This window comes from Actinomadura physcomitrii (assembly GCF_008923205.2).
GTDB classification, from domain to species: domain Bacteria; phylum Actinomycetota; class Actinomycetes; order Streptosporangiales; family Streptosporangiaceae; genus Spirillospora; species Spirillospora physcomitrii.
In genome coordinates this window covers 199,976-220,637 of record NZ_WBMS02000015.1, presented here as the reverse complement: position 1 = coordinate 220,637, position 20,662 = coordinate 199,976, and the positions used below count along the sequence as shown (strand labels likewise).

The 20,662-nt window shown below is 72.0% G+C and carries 15 protein-coding genes and 1 tRNA gene; 3 read left to right on the top strand and 13 right to left on the bottom strand.

Features of this window, described 5'->3' with window-relative positions:
• Nucleotides 1-152: 152 nt before the first annotated feature.
• The 7 genes from F8568_RS20875 to topA all read right to left on the bottom strand — a co-directional run bounded on the left by F8568_RS20875 (nt 153) and on the right by topA (nt 10,036).
• Nucleotides 153-1,013 carry a fructosamine kinase family protein gene (locus F8568_RS20875; RefSeq protein ID WP_151595305.1) on the bottom strand — a complete coding sequence of 287 codons (861 nt, stop codon included), beginning with the start codon at nt 1,011-1,013 and terminating at the stop codon, nt 153-155.
• 1 nt (nt 1,014) lies between these two features.
• Nucleotides 1,015-1,494 carry a low molecular weight protein-tyrosine-phosphatase gene (locus F8568_RS20870; protein WP_151595303.1) on the bottom strand — a complete coding sequence of 160 codons (480 nt, stop codon included), beginning with the start codon at nt 1,492-1,494 and terminating at the stop codon, nt 1,015-1,017.
• Nucleotides 1,495-1,513: 19 nt separating this feature from the next.
• Nucleotides 1,514-1,993, bottom strand: a complete 480-nt coding sequence (locus F8568_RS20865) for a sigma-70 family RNA polymerase sigma factor (RefSeq protein WP_151595301.1) — start codon at nt 1,991-1,993, stop codon at nt 1,514-1,516.
• 109 nt (nt 1,994-2,102) lie between these two features.
• Complete coding sequence (locus F8568_RS20860) at nt 2,103-3,806, bottom strand: S8 family peptidase (RefSeq protein ID WP_151595300.1); 1,704 nt, start codon at nt 3,804-3,806, stop codon at nt 2,103-2,105.
• A gap of 188 nt (nt 3,807-3,994) precedes the next feature.
• Nucleotides 3,995-5,137 (bottom strand): DNA polymerase III subunit delta', encoded by a 1,143-nt coding sequence (locus F8568_RS20855; RefSeq protein ID WP_151595298.1) that lies wholly within the window; start codon nt 5,135-5,137, stop codon nt 3,995-3,997.
• A 44-nt stretch (nt 5,138-5,181) separates the two neighbouring features.
• Nucleotides 5,182-7,311, bottom strand: coding sequence for a dTMP kinase (gene tmk / locus F8568_RS20850; protein ID WP_151595296.1), 2,130 nt, complete (start codon nt 7,309-7,311; stop codon nt 5,182-5,184).
• A gap of 28 nt (nt 7,312-7,339) precedes the next feature.
• On the bottom strand, nt 7,340-10,036 hold the full coding sequence (gene topA, locus F8568_RS20845) for a type I DNA topoisomerase (protein WP_328600971.1): 2,697 nt from the start codon (nt 10,034-10,036) through the stop codon (nt 7,340-7,342).
• Between the two features lie 250 nt (nt 10,037-10,286).
• Between topA and F8568_RS20840 the strand changes: the two genes are divergently transcribed.
• Nucleotides 10,287-10,472 carry a DUF5703 family protein gene (locus F8568_RS20840; protein WP_151540728.1) on the top strand — a complete coding sequence of 62 codons (186 nt, stop codon included), beginning with the start codon at nt 10,287-10,289 and terminating at the stop codon, nt 10,470-10,472.
• A gap of 352 nt (nt 10,473-10,824) precedes the next feature.
• On the opposite strand, the gene F8568_RS20835 is transcribed toward F8568_RS20840, so the two are convergent.
• From F8568_RS20835 to F8568_RS20825, 3 genes are all read right to left on the bottom strand, one after another.
• Entirely contained in the window at nt 10,825-12,897 is a 2,073-nt protein-coding gene (locus tag F8568_RS20835; protein ID WP_151595294.1) for a chaplin family protein, read from the bottom strand.
• Nucleotides 12,898-13,030: 133 nt separating this feature from the next.
• Nucleotides 13,031-13,771, bottom strand: a complete 741-nt coding sequence (locus F8568_RS20830; RefSeq protein WP_151595292.1) for a hypothetical protein — start codon at nt 13,769-13,771, stop codon at nt 13,031-13,033.
• A 100-nt stretch (nt 13,772-13,871) separates the two neighbouring features.
• The gene (locus F8568_RS20825) at nt 13,872-15,182 is read right to left on the bottom strand and encodes a M20/M25/M40 family metallo-hydrolase (RefSeq protein WP_328600970.1); all 1,311 of its coding nucleotides are present in this window, start codon (nt 15,180-15,182) and stop codon (nt 13,872-13,874) included.
• 125 nt (nt 15,183-15,307) lie between these two features.
• On the opposite strand from F8568_RS20825, the gene F8568_RS20820 reads away from it, so the two are divergent.
• Nucleotides 15,308-15,393, top strand: a tRNA-Leu gene (locus F8568_RS20820).
• Here F8568_RS20820 and F8568_RS20815 read toward each other — a convergent pair.
• The 3 genes from F8568_RS20815 to F8568_RS20805 all read right to left on the bottom strand — a co-directional run bounded on the left by F8568_RS20815 (nt 15,375) and on the right by F8568_RS20805 (nt 19,452).
• Entirely contained in the window at nt 15,375-17,111 is a 1,737-nt protein-coding gene (locus tag F8568_RS20815; RefSeq protein WP_160573684.1) for a recombinase family protein, read from the bottom strand. The genes F8568_RS20820 and F8568_RS20815 overlap by 19 nt on opposite strands.
• A 524-nt stretch (nt 17,112-17,635) precedes the next feature.
• A complete protein-coding gene (locus F8568_RS20810; RefSeq protein ID WP_151595288.1) occupies nt 17,636-18,520 on the bottom strand; it encodes a TRM11 family SAM-dependent methyltransferase in 885 nt (294 codons plus the stop codon).
• Complete coding sequence (locus tag F8568_RS20805) at nt 18,517-19,452, bottom strand: hypothetical protein (protein ID WP_151595286.1); 936 nt, start codon at nt 19,450-19,452, stop codon at nt 18,517-18,519. The genes F8568_RS20810 and F8568_RS20805 overlap by 4 nt, the downstream gene beginning before the upstream one ends.
• Before the next feature lie 643 nt (nt 19,453-20,095).
• On the opposite strand from F8568_RS20805, the gene F8568_RS20800 reads away from it, so the two are divergent.
• The gene (locus F8568_RS20800) at nt 20,096-20,389 is read left to right on the top strand and encodes a pilin (RefSeq protein ID WP_202125191.1); all 294 of its coding nucleotides are present in this window, start codon (nt 20,096-20,098) and stop codon (nt 20,387-20,389) included.
• Nucleotides 20,390-20,662 lie beyond the last annotated feature (273 nt).

The window sequence follows — 20,662 nt, the reverse complement described above, 5'->3', positions numbered from 1 at the left end:
CCTGTGCCGGATCCTCGCTCTCACAGCGGCGATATGGCACAACGACAAGACCGGACAGTCGATCAAGCGGTCACTGACTGCCTATGATCACTGACTGCAACGACACTCCTTGGACTCATTCATCTAGTGGACGAGCGCGCCGGACCGAAATGTCAGCCCAGCGCCGACCGGGCCGCCTCCACCATCGAGTCCCGGTACGAGCCGCCGAACAGCGCCACGTGGACGAGCAGCGGGTGCAGCTGGTGCAGCGGGACGCGGTCGCGCCAGCCGCCGGCGAGCGGCGCCGCCTCGTCGTAGGCGGCGAGGATCCGGTCCAGGTGCGGCGTCCCGAACAGCGCCATCATCGCCAGGTCCGTCTCCCGGTGGCCGCCGTGCGCCGCCGGGTCGATCAGCAGCGCGCGGCCGTCCGTCCACTGGACGTTCCCGGACCACAGGTCGCCGTGGATGCGGCTCGGCGGCTCCGGCGGGCCCGCGAGGTCCTCGACGCGGTCGATGACCCGTTCGACGAGCCGGACGTCCGCCGCCGCCAGGTTCCGCTCGGCGCGGCGCAGGAACGGTGCGAGGCGGCGCTCGGCGTACCAGCGGGGCCAGCCGCGGTCGTCGAGGGTGTTGTCCAGCGGCAGGTCGGCGATGAACCCGTCCCAGGGCGCGCCGTAGGCGTCCGGGCGGGCGCGGGTGTGCAGGGCGGCCAGCTCGCGCCCGAACCGCTCGGCGGCCTCCCGGGTGGGCGGGGCGGACGGCAGCCACGGCAGCACGAGCATCCGGTCGTCCGCCGCGAGGACGTCCGGGACGGGCGCGTCCGGCCCCGCCTCCCGCAGCCAGCGCAGCCCGGCCGCCTCCGCCGCGAACACGCCCGCCTGGTCGGGGGCGGCCTTCACGAACACCTCGCGCCCGTCGGCGAGCGACGCGCGGTGCAGCCTCCACGCGTGGCTGGAGCCGAGGCCGGCGACCGACTCCACCGGGCTTCCGAGCAGCCGCTCCACGCGCTCTCGCACGTCGGGAACGCCGGGCATGTCAGGCGGCTTTCAGCCCGGCCCGGATCTCCTCCAGCAGGCCCGGGATCGCCGCCTCCACCTGCTCCAGCACCAGGTCGAAGTCGGCGCGCCCGCCGTAGTACGGGTCGGGGACGTCGAGGTCGGCGCCCGCCTCCGGGTCGAACTCGCGCAGCAGCCGGATCCGCGCCCGCGCCTCGTCGTCCGGCGCCATCGACCGCAGCGCCCGCCGGTGCCCCTCGTCCAGCGCCAGGATCAGGTCGTAGCGGTCGAACCAGGTGTCCTCGAACTGGCGGGCGATGTGCGCCGACCGGTACCCGGCCCGGTGCAGCGCCGCGATCGTCCGCTCGTCGGCGCCGTCGCCCACATGCCAGTTGCCGGTGCCCGAGCTGTCGACCTCGACGTCCAGGCCCTCCTCCTCGACATGGTGGCGCAGGACCGCCTCCGCCATCGGCGAGCGGCAGATGTTGCCCGTGCAGACGAAAGTGACGCGGTACGGCATGCCCCCATCATGCCCGAGGTCAGCGCCGCAGGACGAAGACGGTGCCGACGCCGGGATGCCCCAGGCACGACTGCATGAAGAACCGCAGCACCAGGGCCTCGCGCTGGCGGTGCGGGAGCCTGTGCAGCGCGTCCATGACCTCGCGGCGGTCCTCGCCGACCATCGCCGCGGCCTCGGCGGACCACACCGGCGCCGCGTGGACGGCCCGCAGCGGCCTCCTGCGGCGGCGCAGCGCCGTCCGCGACCCGTTCAGCACCGCCGACCGCACGTACGTCAGCGCCCGGTCGCGGTCGCGCAAGCGCGGCCACCGGCGGTAGAGGCCCGCGAACGCGTCCTGGACGACGTCCTCCGCCGTCCCGCGGTCGCCGACCATGACGAGGGCGAGGCGCATCAGCCCGAGCGCATGCCCTCGGTACAGCTCCGTGACCGCGTCCGCCGCGTCGCCGGCCGCCAGGCCCGCGGGGCGTTCCCGGTCGGGGAGCACCGTTTCAGCGTCCATGTCCCAGAGACGCCATCGACCGCCGGGGGTTGCTTCCGGTGGCGGATTTCCTGGAAAAGAGCGCGGCCCCCGGCCGGGAGGGACCGGGGGCCGCGGGCCGGGAGGCGGGCTACCGCTGGACGGCGTGGAGCGCGTCCACGATGCCGTTGCCGAAGAACCCGTTCCGCTCCTTGGAGCCCTCGCAGGTCTGCGTGGAGGTGTGCTTCACCCACGTGCCGTCGGTCTGGGTGTACCAGGTGTACTCGACGGTGTTCGGGCTCGGGCACGCCTTGGGCGTGGCACTGCCGCGCAGCTTCCGCTCGACGAAGCCCGGGTCGAGGGTGAGGCCGCCATGGCGGTCACGGTGCCCGTACTTGCTGATGATGAGCGCCGCGACGCCCACCGCGTGCGGGGACGCCATCGACGTGCCCTGCAGCGACTGGTAGTAGGCGCACGTCTTGCCCTTGCAGCTGCGGATCACGTACGACACCTTCGGCGTGCCGTCCGCGTTCAGCTCGCCGCGCTCCTTGGCGAGGCGCGCGGGGTAGGCGGCCCAGATGCCGCCGCGGTCGTCGGGCCGCTGGGCGGCGTTGTCGACCTTGTCGCCGCCGGGCGCGGCCACCGCGACGTACCCGTTGCCGAAGCTGCTGTAGTACGACTTGCGGGTGCTCGGCCCGATCGCCGAGATCGCGATGACGTGCTCGCCCTCGGACGGCATCGACTGGCAGCTCGCCGGGATCGTCCGCTCGTACGGCTTCTCGCCCGGGTAGGACGGGAAGTCGGGGCTCGTGTCGTCGATGTTGGTCCTGGTGTAGTCGACGAAGTCGTTGCCCGCCGCCGAGATCAGCGTGACGCCGTGCCGGTGCGCGAAATCCAGCGCCCGCTGCGTCGCCTGGATGATGGTCCGCTGCTCGAGCTGGTCCTCCGGCTTGTCCGCCGGGTTGCTCGCGCAGTTCCACAGCCACGGGTCGATGTAATACGACATGTTGACGACGTCGATGCCGTGCTTCGCGGCATAGGTGAGGCCGTCGACGGTCGGCTGCAGGTAGAACTGCCCCGAATCCTGCCCGACGCGCAGATTCACCAGCGTCACGTTCGGCGCCACGCCCGCCATTCCGAGGCCGTTCCGCGGGGACGCGATCTCGGACGCGACGTGCGTTCCGTGGTCGTTGTCGTCCCAGTCCACCGGGTCGACGCAGGACTTGAACTCGCACGGGCCGTCCAGCACATTGCCGTCGGCGTCGTACGGGATGTCGTGCGTGAAGTTGCGGCTGAGCTTGCGGTCGAAGTTCGGTTTGATGTCGGGGTGGTCCCCGTCCACGCCGGTGTCGAGGATGCCGACGAGGACCTTCTTGGAACCGGGCTCGGCCTTGTACGAGCCGTTCGCCGTCGCGTGGATCTGCTTCATGTCCCACTGCAGGTCGGCGAGGGGCTCGGTGTCCTTGGACGGCTTGCCCTTCGCCGTCACCGCGCCCTGCGCGCCGACGGTCTTCTCGATCTTCGCGGCGGCCTTCTTCTCCTTCGGGGCCTCGCCGATGACCCGGTTGTGCGCGGCGCCGTCGAGGGCGCCCTGCCGCATCACCGCCTGGACGAACCCCGGGTTCTGCGAGCGGACGGTCGCGACGCCCACATCGGTGTTCTCCTGGACGATCGAACCGCCGGCCGCCTTCACCGCGTCGTGCGCCTTGCCGAGCGAGACGCCGTCCTTGTAAAGGACGACGTACTCCGACGCCTCGCCTTTCGCCCGCGGTCGGGCCGGTGCCGCGGACGCTGGAATCGCGAGCGCCGCCGTGGTGGCGACGGCGCACGCGGCGGAAATCAAGGCTCGCCGCAAAGCAGACCTCCTGGCCATGGGGGGAGCTCGCCCATTCTCGGCGCGCTATGGCCAGCAGACGGTACGGGTGCGTCTGTTGAGAGACGCGTACAGATCTATAACGAATTGGAGCGGCTTGTGTTAATCCCAGACGCGCCGTCGAATAGCGCCGCTCATCCGGCGCTCCCCGGAACGCTCCGTAGGCCTGCTCAGCCGGTCCGCAGCGCGAGCGTGAGCGCCTCGAACGCCAGCTGCGGGTTGACGTTGGCCGCGATCCGCTCGCGGCACTCCATGATCGCGTCCAGCCGGCGGAGGGTCTCCTCCGGGCGGCCCGCCGACGCCGCCGTCCGCAGCTCCGGCGCCAGCTCGATGTTGACCAGGTCGCCGCCCGCGCCGAGCTGCAGCGTCAGCACGTCCCGGTAATAGGACGCGAGGTCGAGCAGCGTCCGGTCCAGCGCGTCGCGCATCACCCGGGTCGCCCGCGACTTCTGCCGGCCCTCGAGTTCCTTCAGCGCGCCCGCCGTCCCGCGCGGCATCCGGCCCTTCTCGCTCTCCCCCAGCGCCTTGCGCAGCGCCGACGTCTCGGACTCGTTCAGCTCGACCGTCTGCGCGTCCCGCTCGGCCTCCGCCGCCTTCACCAGCGTCTCCGCCGCCGCGACGGCCGGGCTCACCCCCGTCAGCCGGCGCGGGACCGCCACCACCCCGTCGCGGACCCGGCGCATCCCCGGATCGGTCGCGAGCAGCCGCGCCCGGCTGATGTGCCCCTGCGCGGCGCGCGCGACGATCTCCGCGGTGTCCCGGTCGACGCCGTCCCGCTGGACGAGCATGTCGGCGACCGCCGCGATCGGCGGGGTCTGCAGCGTCACCAGCCGGCACCGCGACCGGATCGTCACGAGCAGGTCCTCCGCGGACGGCGTGCACAGCAGCCACACCGTCCGCGGCGGCGGCTCCTCGATCGCCTTCAGCAGCGCGTTCGCCGCGCCCTCGGTGGCGCGGTCGGCGTCCTCGAACAGGACGATCTGCCAGCCGCCGCCGCTCGGCGACGACGACGCCCGCAGCACCAGCGCGCGGGCGTCCTTGATGCCGAACGACAGCCCCTGCGGGCGGACAACCTCGACGTCCGCGTGCGTTCCCTGCAGGACCTGGTGGCAGGACGCGCAGTGCCCGCACCCGCGCGGCGTCTCGGTGCACTGCAGCGCCGCCGCGAACGCCCGCGCGGCGGTCACCCGCCCGGACCCGGGCGGCCCGGTGAACAGCCAGGCGTGCGCCATGCCGCCGCCGGTCCCCGCGGCCGCCGCCGACAGCTGCTCGACGACCGGCGCCTGCCCCACCAGGTCATCCCAGACGCTCATGGGACCAAGGCTACGGCCTGCGCAGCCCCCGCGCAGACGCGCCGTTACACGTCGGTGATGGCCGGGAAGGTGCTCGTCGCGTCCTCGGTGCCGGCCGGGATCGGATCCGGGAGGATCTCGCGGATGCGGTACTGGATCTCGCGGCTCAGCTCGGCCTGCGGGCGGCTCGCGTCCAGCACCAGGTACCGGTCGGGGTCGGCCTCGGCGAGCGCGCGGAACCCGGCCTGGACGCGCTCGTGGAACTCCTGCGGCTCGGACTCGATGCGGTCGGCGGGCGCCGACAGCCGGCGCAGCCCTTCCGCCGGCGGCATCTCCAGCAGGACGGTCAGGTCGGGCAGCAGCCCGCCGGTCGCCCACGCGTTGACGCGGGCGATGTCGTCGACCGGCTGCCGCCGCCCGTAGCCCTGGTAGGCCAGCGACGAGTCCAGGTAGCGATCGCTCACCACGATCGCGCCGCGCTCCAGGGCGGGCCGGATCACGTTCGCGACGTGGTCGGCGCGGTCCGCCGCGTACAGCAGGCTCTCGGCCCGGTCGGACAGCCCGGTGGTGTCGCGGTCGAGCAGCATCGCGCGCAGCCGCATGCCGATCTTGGTGGCGCCCGGCTCGTGCGTGGTGATCACGTCGTAGCCGTGGTCGCGCAGCCAGATCGCGGCGAGCCGCGCCTGCGTGGTCTTGCCCGCGCCCTCGCCGCCCTCGAACGCGATGAACACGCCGCGCTCGCGGCGGACCGGCTCCGGCTCCGGCGCGGCGGCCTGCGCCGGCGGCACGTACACCTCGCCGCGCAGCGCGGCCTGCAGGTCCGCGGCGAGCGGGATGCCGCGCCGGTCGTCCAGCCGCCGGTAGGCGACGGCCCCGGCGGCCAGCGCGAGGACTGCGGCGATCAGCAGCGCGGCCATCGAGCCGTCGAGGTCGTAGCCGTCGCCGACGTCGAGCCGGTGCGTGCCGAGCGCGCCCGCGACCGCCGGGACGGCCGCGACCGCGACCAGCGCGGCGACGAGCGCGACCGACCGCAGGAACGCGCGCGGGCGCTCACCGCCCGCCTCGTCATCGTCATCGGGGTCGCGGACGGCGGCGGACGCGGTCGACCAGGCGGCCCCGGCGGCGACGCCGAGGAACGCCGTCACGAACGCCACGACGACGAGGTTGCGCACGAGCGCCGCGACGATCAGCAGCAGCGCGGCGGCGATCACCGTGAGGCCGAGGAGCCGGCGGCGGCTGAACGGGCCGAGCACCCGCGGGCCGAGGAACAGGCCGCAGGCCAGCCCGGCGGCCAGCCCGGTGAGGACGGCGCCGTAGCCCGCGTCCCCGCCGCCGAGCTCGCCGGTGTGCACCCGCGCGACGGCGGCGATCGCGCCCGCGGCGAGCGCCGCGCCGCCGACCGCCAGGCCGAGGCCCTGGCCGGCCCGGTCGAGCCCGGGCCCCTGGAACAGCAGCTTCAGCGGTGCCGGAACGACGATCGGCTCGGTCGCCGGGACCTCCTTGACCAGCGCCGTCAGCGCCGCCGCGGCGACGAACAGCACCGCCGCCGCGTACAGCGGGAGGTCGGCGCGGTGCGACGCGCCGAGCGCCGCGTTCGCGATCAGGGCGAGCAGCGCGAACGCCAGCGCGGCCACCGGCGCCGGGCCGAACGCGGCGCGGGCCGCCGAGCGGCGGGCGCCGGCGCGCAGGTCGGTCTCGGGGGCGCCGCGCGCCACCACCTCCCCGCCCGCTGCCGCGCTCACGGTCGCGTCGGAGACCAGCGCCGGCAGCGCCGCGGCCGCCGCCGGCAGCCACAGCAGGGACAGGCAGCCGACCAGGAAGGACGCCGCCAGCGTCCACGGCAGCGCGTCCACCAGCGGCACGGTCAGGACGACCACGAAGCGCAGCCCGTCGGCGATCAGCAGCGCCAGCCGCCGGTCGACCCGGTCGGTGAGGCTCCCCGCGAGCGGTGCGAGCAGCACCGCCGGCAGCACCAGCAGGGCGAGCGTCCCGCCGACCGCCTGGAGCCGGGCCGCGGTGCCGTCCGCGGGCAGCACCGCCATCGCCGACAGCGCCGGGACCGCGAGCCACTGGCCCAGGCCGGACACCGACAGCGCGGTCCGGAGCCGCCGGAACGGCGCCGCCGCGGCGGAGAGCGACGAGGCACCCGGCTGCGGCGCGGCGGGATGCGGCCGGGTGGCGTCCGTTCTGGTCATGTCGGTCAGGGTATCGGCGTGAATGTCGTTATGAGCCGGACTTTGCAGAGGTGCGGCGGCGGGTCGTCGTCTTCTTCTTTCCGCCGCCCGCGGCCACCTTCTCACGCCGTTCCGCGAGCAGTTCCGCGGCGCGCTGGATCGTAATGGACTCGACCTCGTCGCCCTTGCGCAGGCTGGCGTTCGTCTCGCCGTCGGTGACGTACGGGCCGAACCGGCCCTCCTTCACCACCACCGGCTTGTCGCTCGCCGGGTCCTTGCCGAGCTCGCGCAGCGGCGCCGCCGCGGCGGCCCGCCGGCCGCGCTGCTTCGGCTGCGCCAGCAGCTCCTTCGCCTGCTCCAGCGTGACGGTGAAGAGCTCCTCCTCCGACCCGAGCGAGCGGCTGTCGGTGCCCTTCTTGATGTACGGCCCGAACCGGCCGTTCTGCGCCGTCACCGGCTCGCCGTCCAGCTCGCCCAGCGTGCGCGGCAGCGACAGCAGCTTCAGCGCGTCGTCCAGCGTGATCGTGTCCAGCGACATCGACTTGAACAGCGACCCGGTGCGCGGCTTCGGGGTGTCCGCCTTCTTCGTCCGCTTCTTCTTCTCGCCCTCGGCCGGCGGCGCCGCCTCCGGCAGGATCTCGGTGACGTACGGGCCGAACCGCCCCGACTTCGCCACGATCATGTGCCCGGTCTCCGGGTCGGTGCCGAGCTCCCGGTCGCCGGACGGCTGCGCGAGCAGCTCCTCGGCCTTCTCCGCCGTCAGCTCGTCCGGCGCGATGTCGTCGGGGATGTTGACCCGCTCGCCGTCCCGGTCCAGGTACGACCCGTACCGGCCGACCCGGACGACGATGTCGGAGCCCTTCACCGGGAACGAGCTGATCCCCTTGGCGTCGATGTCCCCGATGTCCTCGGTGAGGTCCTTCAGCCCCTCCTCACCGTTGTCGCCGAAGTAGAACCGGGTCAGCCACCGGACGCGCTCGGCCTCACCGCGGGCGATCTCGTCGAGACCGTCCTCCATGTGCGCGGTGAAGTCGTAGTCGACCAGGTTCCCGAAATGCTGCTCCAGCAGGTTCACCACGGCGAACGCCAGGAACGACGGGACGAGCGCCGTGCCCTTCTTGAACACGTAGCCGCGGTCCAGGATCGTGCCGATGATCGACGCGTAGGTGGACGGGCGGCCGATCTCCCGCTCCTCCAGCTCCTTGACCAGGCTCGCCTCGGTGTAGCGGGCCGGCGGGCGGGTCGAGTGGCCCTCGGCGTCCACCGCGTTCGCCGACAGCCGGTCGCCCTGCTCCAGGTTCGGCAGCCGCCGCTCCTGGTCGTCGCGGTCGGTGGACGGGTCGTCCGCGCTCTCGACGTAGGCCTTCAGGAACCCGTGGAACGTGATCGTCTTACCGGTCGCGCCGAACTCCGCCAGCTCGTTCTGCGTGGACATGCCGGTCACCCGGATCGAGACCGAGCGGCCCGCCGCGTCCTTCATCTGCGACGCGATCGTCCGCTTCCAGATCAGCTCGTACAGCCGGAACTGGTCGCCGGACAGGCCCGTCTCGGCGGGCGTCCGGAAGCTGTCGCCCGCCGGGCGGATCGCCTCGTGCGCCTCCTGCGCGTTCTTCACCTTCGACTGGTAGACGCGCGGCTTGTCCGGCACGTACTCGCCGCCGAACAGCGTCGCCGCCTGCCGCCGCGCCGCCGTGATCGCCGTCTCCGACAGCGTGATCGAGTCGGTTCGCATGTAGGTGATGAAGCCGTTCTCGTACAGCTTCTGCGCCACCGACATCGTGTACTTCGCCGAGAAGCCCAGCTTTCGGCTGGCCTCCTGCTGCAATGTGGTCGTCCGGAACGGCGGGTACGGCTTGCGCGTGTACGGCTTGGACTCGACCGACTTGACCTCGTACGGCCGTCCGCGCAGCCGCTCGGCCAGCGCGCGCGCCGACGGCTCGTCCAGGTGCAGCGCGTCCTTCGTCTTCAGCCTGCCGTCGGACGCGAAGTCGCGGCCCTGCGCGACCCGCTTGCCGTCCACGGAGACGAGCCCGGCCTTGAACGCCTTGGGCTCCTCCTCCTTACCGGTGTCGAACTCGGCGAGGATGTCCCAGTAGTGGGCCGGGACGAACGCGATCCGCTCCCGCTCCCGCTCCACCACCAGCCGCGTCGCCACCGACTGCACCCGGCCCGCCGACAGCTTCGGCATGACCTTCTTCCACAGGACCGGGCTGACCTCGTACCCGTACAGGCGGTCCAGGACGCGGCGCGTCTCCTGCGCGTTCACCAGCGGCATGTTCAGCTGCCGGGGGTTCGCGGCGGCGCGCTGGATCGCGTCCTTGGTGATCTCGTTGAAGACCATCCGGTGCACGGGGACCTTGGGGTTCAGCACCTCCTGGAGGTGCCAGGCGATCGCCTCGCCCTCCCGGTCCTCGTCCGTCGCGAGGAAGAGCTCGTCGGCCTCCGCCAGCAGCTTCTTGAGCTTGGCGACCTGCTGCCTCTTGTCGGAGTTGACCACGTAGAGCGGCTCGAAGTCGCGCTCGACGTTCACGCCGAGCTTCGCCCACGGCTCGCCCTTGTACTTGGCCGGCACCTCCGAGGCGCTCCCGGGCAGATCCCGGATATGGCCGATACTGGACTCCACGATGTAGCCACGGCCCAGGTAACCCGCGATCGTCTTCGCCTTCGCGGGCGACTCGACGATCACCAGGCGCGTGCCGGCGCCGTTCGCCTGGCCACTCTTCGCAGTGCCGTTCTTGGCTGGCACAGTCGCTCCAACCTCGCTGTCTGGTCTTCTAGCTCACGCTCTTCTTACACAGGCTTCCTACAACGTCGCATGATGGCGGGTTCATGCCCGGATGCCCCACTGCCGCCCTTCGTTCCGCTCCGCCCGTGGCGGGCGCAACTCTCATCCACCGCCCGCCTCCGGACAGGATGACATGCCGCCACCCCCCGTGCGGACCGGGCCGCCACCGTACGATGCACAACACCCGGTCCACCAAGTAATAATGGTCGCAATGGTGCAGTACACCTACCTCGTCCTGTCACTGCCGGCCGGCACCACGCGTGACACCGCCCGGCAGATCCTGACCGAGCACGCCGAACACGGCGGCTGGGAGATCGATCGGTTGCGCCTCTACCCGGACGGCCGCCGCCGTATTCAGTTGCGCCGCAAGGTCATCCGCGCCGTCCGCACCTTCTGACGGCCGCACCGGCTGTTCCGGCCGTTCGGGGCGAGTAGCGGAAGTTCGCTCCGTTCCTCCCGTCAGCGGTGGATCCGGGGTCGTTCGCGGCGGGTCCGCCGAGTTCTGGACGGAGCGTAGCACTACGTGCGAATGCTATGACGTCGCGTAATCATATTCGCCGGGCGGCGTGCCCGGACGGATCTGCTCCGGTTCGCGAAAGGCTTCGCCCGCCCCGGACCGCGCCATCCAGGACGGGCAAAGCGTTCATGGACGGGCCTGCCGGGCGGGGGTGGATCTCCGCCCGGCAGGCCCCGCTGGACCGGCCCTCACCGGCCGCCCGCGATCGGCGGCCGGCGCGGGCCGGGGTCGGTCAGCCGCGGACCGGGCGCAGGCGGCGGGTCAGCGCGGTCGCGCCGCAGAACGCCGCGGCGATCGCCGCCACGCCGAGCGCCCACAGCGAACCGTCCTCGGACGCGGACGCCAGCGGCTCGCGCTCGGCGACGTTCCGGACCGGCCCGAGGTCCGACACGCTCTTCGGCGCCTTGACGGCCCCGGCGGGCAGCGTGGCGTTCCCCACGGCGGGCGCCTTGACGGCGCCGGTCGTGGGCAGCTTGACCCCATTCGTCCGCGGCAGGCCGGGGACCGGCAGCGGGTTGCCCGCACCGGCCGAGCGGCCGTTCGCGGCCACCGGGACGACCGGCACCGCCGGCAGCGCCTTCGCCGCCTTCCCGGTCACCGCGCCCGGGTTCACCGGCAGCGCCGCGATCGTCATGCCACTGCCGCCGGGGCGGACCGTCCGCTCACCCGCGGCGGGCACCTGCGGCAGCCCGTTGACCTCGGGCGCGACCGCCGGCGTCATGCCGCCGCCGAGCAGGTTGCTCACCGTGGGGAGCTTGCCGTGGACGGGCAGGCTCTTCAGGCCGGGCACCGGGCCCAGGGACGGCGCGCCGGTGCGCTGCTCGGCGGTGTCCGGCAGCAAGTTCGTCGCGGACAGGACGTCCGACACCGGGACGCTCTTGGTCGCGGGGATGCCGTTGACCTGCGCGGCCGTCCCGGACACGGCCTGCCCGGCGTCCGGCAGGCCGGGCACGGGCAGGTTGCTCGCGGGCAGAGCGGCCGGTCCGCCGTCGCGGTGGTTCGCGGTGGCGGGCAGTTGCGGCAGGACGGGCAGTCCCGGGTGCACCGGCAGCGGGGCCGGGTTCTCGCCGGCGGACCGCGCGTAGGGGCGGTAGCCGCCGAAGCCCGGCCCGTCCTGGCAGTCCGCGAGGGACCGGCCGACGGCGGCGCCGGCGTTCCCACACCCGTCCGCCGGCGCCTTCGCCGGGGCGTGCGCCTGATCACCGCCCCCGACGCTGTGGTTCCCGGACGTCCGCCCGCCGCCCTGCGGGCCCTCGACCAGGGTCTGCCCGTTGCAGTGCGCGGCGGCCTCGCCGACCACCGCGGCGGCGTTCCCGCAGACGTCGACGGGCACGCTGATCGGCGCGTTGCCCTGGTTGCCGCCGCCGACGCTGCCGGTGCCGGACGTGTGCTGGCCGCCGGAGCTGCTGCGCGCGTGCGCACCGCCCTCGCAGTACGCGCCCGCCTCGCCGACCAGGGCCGCCGCGTTCCCGCAGACGGTCGCGGGGACGCTGATCGGCGCGTTCGCCTGGTTCCCGCCGAGGACGCTGAACGCCCCGTCGGTCGTCTGCCCGCCGGACCCGTGCCCGCCGTTGCGGACCGACGCGCCGCCCTCGCATTCGGCGAGGGCGTTGCCGATCGCGTTGCCGCACACGTCCACCGGCACGCTGACCGGGACGTTCGCCTGGTTGCCGGCGAGCACGCCGTGCAGCCCGGACGTCCGCTGCCCGGCGCCGGTGTGCCCGCCGTTCTTGACGATCGCGCCGCCCTCGCAGCCGGCCATCGCCTCGCCGATGATCGCGACGGCGTTGCCGCAGACGTTCACCGGCACGCTGATCGGCGCGTTGACCTGGTTGCCGGCGATGACGCCGAACGCGCCGCCGGTGGTCTGGCCGCCGCGGCCGTGGCCCGCGCCGCCGCCGTTGTGCACGGTCGCGCCGCCCTCGCAGCCCGCCTCCGCCTTGCCGATGATCGCGACCGCGTTGCCGCAGACGTTCACCGGCGCGGAGATCGGCGCGTTCACCTGGTTGCCGCCGCCGACGCTGCCCTTGCCGGAGGTGCGCTGGCCGCCACCGCCTCCGCCGCCGTTCAGGACGGACGCCCCGCCCTTGGACACGCCGTGCCCGCTGCCGACGATGCCTGCACCGTTGCCGCTGACGTCGACCGGCGCCGAGATCGGCAGGTCGACCTGGTTGCCACCGAGGACGCTGCCGTCGCCGTTGGTGGCGTCGGCGAAGGCGTTGGCGGGAACGACGCTGACGCCGAGCGCGACGAAACTCGCGGTGAGCGCCGCGGTGCGCGCGGTGCCTTTTGCCCACGTTCGCATGATGCTCCGTTCGGGGGATGGTGAATGGAATGCCGAGACACGCGTTCGGTCTCGTGGAAAGGACACGCCTGACGGCACGCTCACGCCGGGCCCGAGCCGCACGGGCCCCCGCCGGGAGCGTTCTGATCAGGGATTAGTCAGGCGCGAAGGAAGGCTCGTCCGCTGCCGTGCGGACGGCCGGGGGAACCGCGCCGAAATGGCGCGGAACGCAGGCTCGCGGCGGAACCGGAGCCCAGGGGAAAACGGTCGGCAGGCCGGCAGCGGCACCGATCGGAACGCCGCCGCAGGTCGCCGAATGCGTGCCGGACCGGCCCGGCGCCTGGAAAGGCGCGGGGTGCCGCTCATGGGCACGGTGATGCCGGACATGGGACGCCTGGCGCGTCCCGGAGACCGCGTGCGACCGGTCCGGCGACCGGCGCACCGGCACAGCGCTCCTCGCCGCGCGGCGGGGAGCGCTGTGCGCCTTCCGCGGGCTCGCGTGCCGGTGCACCGGCGGCGCGGCGGCCTTGGCCGCTCGCGCCGGCCGCACCGGCTTCGCGGACCCGGCCGGCACCAGCGCCCGGTGCTTCACGGCCCCGGCCACCGACGGGATCGGCCTGCGCGGAGCCTTCAGCACGTGCGCCAGCACGGGGGCGCCGTCCGCGACGACCTCGGCCGGCGCGGGCGGGGCCTTCGCCGCCGGCACGACCGCCGGCGGCGCCGGCGGCGCCGGCAGCTCGGCGGCGCGCGCGGCCGACTGCTGCGCCATGCCGCCGAGGAGCCAGCCCGCGATCAGCAGGCCGGCGAGGACGAGCAACCGCCGGACGACCCGCCCGGCGACGGCACGGCGCGGCAGGACGGGAACCGCCCCTGCCCGCGCCGCGACACCCGCCACCGTGAGACCTCCGTTGCGACCACCGCCCATCCCTCGCGGGAAGGGCGTGTCCCTACGAACGGTGACGATAGCACCACTGATCGCATTGGCAACGGGAAATTCAGGACCGATCGAGGAATTGGTCGAGAACCCGCACCCCGAAGCGCAGCCCGTCCACCGGAACGCGCTCGTCGATGCCATGGAACATTCCGGAAAAGTCCAACTCTGGGGGCAATTTCAGCGGCGCGAAGCCGAAACACCGCATCCCCAGCCGCGCGAACGACTTGGCGTCCGTCCCGCCGCTCAGGCAGTACGGCACCGGCAGCGCCCCCGGATCCTCCGAGGTCAGCGCCGCCTCCATCGCCGCGACCAGCGCCCCCTCGTACTCGGTCTCCAGCGCGTGGTCGTGATGCACGAAATCCCGCTCCACGTCCGGACCGAGAAGTTCATCCACCGTCGCGAAGAAATCGTCCTCATAACCGGGCACGAAACGGCCGTCCACCTGAGCCGTCGCGCTCTGCGGAATCACATTCGTCTTGTACCCCGCGTCCAGCCGGGTCGGATTCAGCGTGTGCCGCAGCGTCGCCCCGATCATCCGCGCCAGCGGCCCGATCTTCTCCAGCGCCTCCTCCGGGCGCTCCGGATCGAACTCGACCCCGTACGCCAGGCACGCCCGCTCCAGGAACGCCCGCACCGTCTTCGTCATCCGCACCGGGAACCGGTGCTCGCCCAGCCGCGCCACGGCCGCCGCCAGCGCCGTCACCGCGTTGTCCGGATGCACCATCGACCCGTGCCCGGCCGTCCCTCTGGCGGTCAGGTTCATCCACGCGATGCCCTTCTCCGCCGTCTCGATCAGGTACATCCGCCGGTCCCCCGGCACGGTCAGGCTGAACCCGCCGACCTCCCCGACCGCCTCGGTGCACCCCTCGAACAGCCCGGGATGCTCCTCGACGAGCCACTGCGCGCCCCACTTGCCGCCGGCCTCCTCGTCGGCGAGGAAGGCGAGGACCACGTCCCGCGGCGGCCTGCGCCCCTCCCGGAGCCGCTGCCGCACCACCGCGAGGATCATCGCGTCCATGTCCTTCATGTCCACGGCCCCGCGGCCCCAGACGCACCCGTCCGCGATCTCCCCGCCGAACGGATCCCGCGTCCAGTCCTCCTTGCGCGCCGGCACCACGTCCAGGTGCCCGTGCAGCAGCAGCGCGTCCCGTCCGGGGTCCTCCCCCTCGATCCGCGCCACCACGCTCGCCCGCCCCGGATGCGATTCGAGGAGCGTCGCCTCGAGCCCCACCTCCGCAAGTTTCTCCGCGACGTACTCCGCCGCGACCCGCTCCCCGGGCCCCGAATGATCCCCCGGATTGCTGGTGTCGATCCGGATCAGCTCCTGGCAGAGCCCGACGACCTCGTCCTCAGCGGTCGGCTGGTGGGCCACAGTGATCACCTTCGCGCTAGCCGTCCTCGTACCCCACCATCGTGCCCGCTCGATCGACTTCGCCGCGACTCGGCTCCTTTGGTATGGTGAAGCCCGCCGCAGCCGCGCTGCGGTCAGCGACACCGGTCCGGGTGGCGGAATAGGCAGACGCGCTAGCTTGAGGTGCTAGTGCCCTTCACGGGGCATGGGGGTTCAAGTCCCCCCTCGGACACGCACCGACCGCACATGTGGAGGCTCCGGGATGACCCGGGCCTCCACTTCGCGTCTCTGCGGGTAATAGGTCATCGTCAGGCCCAGCTGCTGGTAAAGGTCGGCTTTGTCCTCGGGCTCGGCGTTGATGGCCAGTTGAGCCAGACCACCCGTGCGTTGAAGCAGCTCAGCGATTTCATCGCGGGAGATGCCCGAACCCCGTGGCGCGGCCTTCAACTCATGTTCCAGCCGTACCTGCTCCTTCTTGACGTCGTTGATCCACCCGGTGACCTCTGCGATGTCGGCTCCGGCGTCCAGCGCGGCCCGGTACTGGACCAGCTTGCGGTCGCATCGCGACAGTTGTTTACGGAGGTCGGCGACCTTCTGCGCGTCCGGGTCGGTCATCTGAGCAGCCATCATGTCGATGACCGCCGCGACCCGCTCCTCAGTGAACGCCGTCGCCAGCCAACCTTCGACCTCCCCCAGGATCTCGGCCTCTCGCAGGTAGACGACCTTGGGATGGTCCAGCTCGTTGACCAGGGCGTATTCGCTGGCGAAGCGGCACCGGTAGTACGCCTGCCGGTTGTTCCAACTGCCCTGCATTTTGCGTCTGCAGTAACCGCAGCGAAGGCAGCCCCGAAAGACGTACGGGCGTGAGGCCGGGTTGCCCTTCTTGCAGTAGCTGCCCCGAGCCCGCGACTGCCGGAGCCGGTCGGCTCGTTCGAAGTCCTCGATGCTGATCAGCTCGTCGTGGACCTTGTACTCCGACCAGATCCAGTCGGAGCGGTCGTTCCACCGCATCTTCGTCATGTGGCCGAGCGCGACATCGTCGACGTCGATGAGGACCTCGTCCTTGCGCTGCTTGTTCCAGACCTCCCGGCCGGTGTACCTCGGATTGTTGATGATCGTCCGGACGGCCGACTTCGACCAGGCGAACTGGTCGCGGTGGGGATTGCGAGCCGGGTCGCTGGCCGACGGGGAAGGGATGCCCTGCCGGGTCAGTTCCTCCGCGATGTCGGTCAGTCCTCGCCCATGCTGCTTGATGTACTGCGCGAAGATCCACTTGACCACCAGGGAGTGGACCGGGTGCGCCTCCAGCCGCTTCAGTCGCTTGCCGTCGGCGGCCTTGGCCGGGTTGGGGTGCGGACCTACGTCGGCGAGCCGGTAGCCGTAGGGCGGCCGTCCGCCCAGGTAGCGGCCCTCGGTCACCGTCATCGCCGCCATGGCCGACCGGACGCGGATCTTGATCCGGTTCCGCTCCCCCTTGGACAGGCCACCGAACACACCCATGATCATGTCGTGGGCTTCGTTGGCCGGATCGATCGGCCCACCGACCTCGGGCACCCACAGCGGCACCTGGAAGTGCTCGAAGAGGGGGAAGGTGAGGGAGTACTGGTTGCCGTAGAAGGCGCGGTGCGGCTCCCCGATCACCACCGCATCGAAGTTCCGCTGCGGGTTCTTGAGCTCGTCGATCAGCGCGGCGGCGTACGGACGACGCGACCACGGGATCGAGCGGGACTTGTCGACGTCGAAGAACTCGGCGACGATCACTCCGCCCTTGGGCTCGATGAGCCCGCGGGCTCGGCGGAGCTGCCAGGCGCGCGACGCGTCTGGGTCCTGGTTGTCTTCGGTCGAGACGCGCCCATAGAACGCGAACCGAAGACTGGAGGGAACCGACTCTGGCACCGCGGCTTCGCCCTGTGACAGCTCAGCAACGTTCCCTTCCTTCGGACCGTTCACGTGAGGACTCCTTCTCTTTGGTTCTTGGATTTCCAGTCGCGTTGAGCAGGATCTGCAGCAACGCCCTGGCCACGCCGGGGGTGAACCGTGGAGGCTCGTCGGGCCCGACCAGGCGCAGCTTCCTGCTGGTGTCGGTCACCGAAGTCCCGTGTGCGGTTCGCTGACCCTGGCACGGGAGCCCGTACGGCCCCGGCGGTTGCCGTCACGCTGGGTGCGATGACGATTGCGGTATCTACGCTCGCCTCGGGCTCGGAGGTCAAGGCCGGCGCCTCGTCGCGCGGGCGCCATGGTGACCGGCGGGTCGACGAACTGCGGCCTGTCCGGCACAGCGGTCAGGTGCCAGGCTTCGCCGCACCGATAGGCGCGCAGTCTGGCACTGGGTGCTGCGATGCGTACAGCGTGGCGGGCGATACGGCGAGTGGCGTAGCAGGCGCGTCCACAACGGCCACACAGACCGGACTGGAGAAGGAGCAGCATCTCCGCAGCTCTGCTGAGCCCGGTTCGCTTTCGTTGCCGGCGTTCTCTCATCGGAGGCCCTCCCCCTCGCCCGTCGCCTGGAAGACCAGGAGGTCTTCATGGGCTGTGGCGCAGGCGGGAAGTCCGCGTTCGCGGGCGCGGCGGGTTTCAAGCATCTGAAAGAACGAAGCGCGGTTGACCAGTGCGCCGTTGCGAAGCCCGGCCAGCAACGCGACGTATCGGCCGGTCAGGATCAGGCCGTGCCGTTGGGCGGTGTCGATGACCAGGCCTGGGAGATCGAGGAGTTCCCCCTTCACGCGGATCGGGCGGACGGTGACGGCGATGACGCCGCCAGGTCGGAGCAGGGTGGCGCTTCCGGCGAGGATGCGGCCGAATCCGTCCAGGAGGCCGGGTAGGGGCTGATGGGCGAGGTTGCCCCGGTCGGTGGAGTAGCGGTGGTGGCGTTTGTGGATCTTGCCGCCGCCGTTGTCTCGGCCGGAGTGGATGTGCCCGTGGGTGTGGGAGCCGTAGGGCGGTGAGGTGAGCACAAGCGCCGCCTTGCCGCGCAGGCCTCGGTAGGTGGTGGCGATGTTGCGGGCGTCGCCGCAGACGATCTGGGGCGTGCCGGTGGCGCCTTGGGCCTGGGCGTGGCGCAGGTTGTTGATGGTGAGGTGGACGAAGTCGGGCTCGTACTCCACCCCGGCGGCATCGCGGCCCAGATGGATCGCTTCGACCAGGGTGGTGCCGATCCCGCACATCGGATCCACCACCACGTCACGGGGACGGGTGAAGGCGTCGATGACGGTGGAGGCGATGGCGGGCAGCATCTTGCCGGGGTGGCGCATCGACTCGGGTGTGTAGCGGCCGTGCCGCTGCAGGCGAGACGGACGCTGCCCGGTCGCCAGCACCGACGCCAGGAACTCGCGGCGGGACAGGTCATCGTGGTGGTTCATCGGGTCCTCCCGCCGGGCGAGCCGTCGGCGGCCGAACCCGAGGGTGCTTGTCCCTTGGTGAACAGCGACACCGTGGCGTGGACGGCGACCGTGGGCGGTAGGGCGCCCGAGCGGGAGTCGCGCAGGTGGGCGAGGTCGGTGGGACCGGCCTGCACGACCAGGGCGTCGCCCTCGATCGGGACGCGCAGCGCGATGACATGCTGGGCGTAGCGGAACCCCAGGCTTTGGGCGTGCCGGATGATGCGCGGCGCCGGATCGATCAGCCTCCCGGCCTGGTGGCGGGCGGTGGTGGTGAGGGCCAGGACGCCGCCGGGTGCCAGGACGCGCCATGCCGCGGACAGGAAGAGGCCGAGTTGCTGGCTGGAGAGCATCCACAGGTCGGCCCGGCATGCCGGGCAGTCCGCGCCGGAGGCTCGTGCGAGGTTGCGGCCGCCGGTCTCATACGGCGGCGGTGCGGCGATGACCAAGAAGACCTGGCCGAGGTGGTCGGCGAGTCCTCTGGACATCTGGTCGGGTCGGACGGGGCGCATCTGCACTCGGTTGAGCTGCCGCTGGTCCAGGGTGCCGCGCAGGCGGGTGCCGATGTGCTGGGCGAGTGGGAAGTGCGGGACCAGCGCGATGGCGCGGCGGTCGAGTTCGGCGGCCGCGACCAGGGTGGCCTCGCTGGTGGTGAAGCCCTCGACGACCAGATCGCCCTCAAGGGTGCAGGTGCTGATCAGATGCCGGGCCAGCTGGCGGCCCACGGCCTGGCGGTGCTGGACGCAGATCCCAGCGGGTTCCGGACGGCTGTCGCGCTTGCGGGTGGGCGTGACCGGCCTCGCGACGGTGGTGTCCGAGCACAGCCAGACGGTCAGCGGGACCATCCGCCGCTGTCCGCTGGGGCCGGTGTTGCTGGTGGGTGAGTGGTTCGGGTTGGACGGTGTGTGGTTCATGTGCTGGGTGACCCGAGACGGCCACCCGATCCCCGTGCACCGATGAAGCACCGTCGAGCGCCCCGATTTTCATGACCATCCGCCCCATCATCTGGCCAAGAAGCGCTGACCAGCTCATGACCTGTGTTCTCCCGAGCGCCGAAATCGGAGAAGGCGAGAACGCCCATCGGCTGCGGGCTCGATGCGGCTATCGGATGCGGAAATCGTCCGCTGGGCGTCTCAAGTCTTGATCAAGATGGCGGCCGAACTCTGAATTCGGGCCTGTTCGACGGTGCTTCATGGGTGCCAGTCGAGATCACCGCTGAACGGTGCGGTCCTCGGGCGGACGGCCAGAAACCCGGTCCCCGCCGCAATCATCCGTCTCATATCTCCCGTCAAGGAGGACACCCGCAGCCCGAGGACCGTACCGTTCCCGCTGATCGCCCGGCTGGCAGCCGATTCCGTCAATCGATGTTCCGGAGACGCTGCCATGCGCACCAGCAAGGACCCGAAGCCAATCGCGCACCACCCACGCTGCCGCGCCCAGCCGCCGCGCCGGCCCACCACCCGCTCGTCCATCCCCGCCGCTGACGCCAGCCGAAGGCCCACACCGTCCCGGCGAAGGTTGGTGGCCGCATCGCTGGTGTGGACGGCCGGGTGCGTGATGACGGCGCTGCTGGTGCCCGGTGTCGCCGATGCCAGCACTCATCTCGCGGCGGCGGCGTCGCTGGGAGAGGTGATCACCAACCTGCGGAATGTGATCGTGGGGTTGCTGGTGGGTTTGGCGACGTTGTTCGCCACGATCGGCGGGGTCCGCTACATGCTCGCCGGCGGTGACCCAGGCGAGGTGGAGGCGGCCAAGAAGACGCTGCGGTACGCGGCGATCGGGTACTCGGTGGCGGTGCTGGCACCGCTGCTTGTGAAGATGCTGCAGGGCATCGTGGGTGCGCCCGCGTGACCAGCACCGCGATGCCACCCGGGCGCGCACGCAGATCCACGGCGTCCTTCGTCACGGCGGCGCTGCTGATCGGGCTGGTGGCGGGCGCGGTCGTGTGCGCGGGCGCCGGACCGGCGCTGGGCGCTGCTGATCCCGCGCCGCGCCCCGAAGGTAATCCGTCACCGACCGCACCGACGACTCCGCAGACCTCGGCGCCGCAACCTCCAGCGCCTACTACCTCTCCGACTACGCCCGCCGCGCCCTCGCGGACTCCCGCAGGCCCTGCGCCTTCCC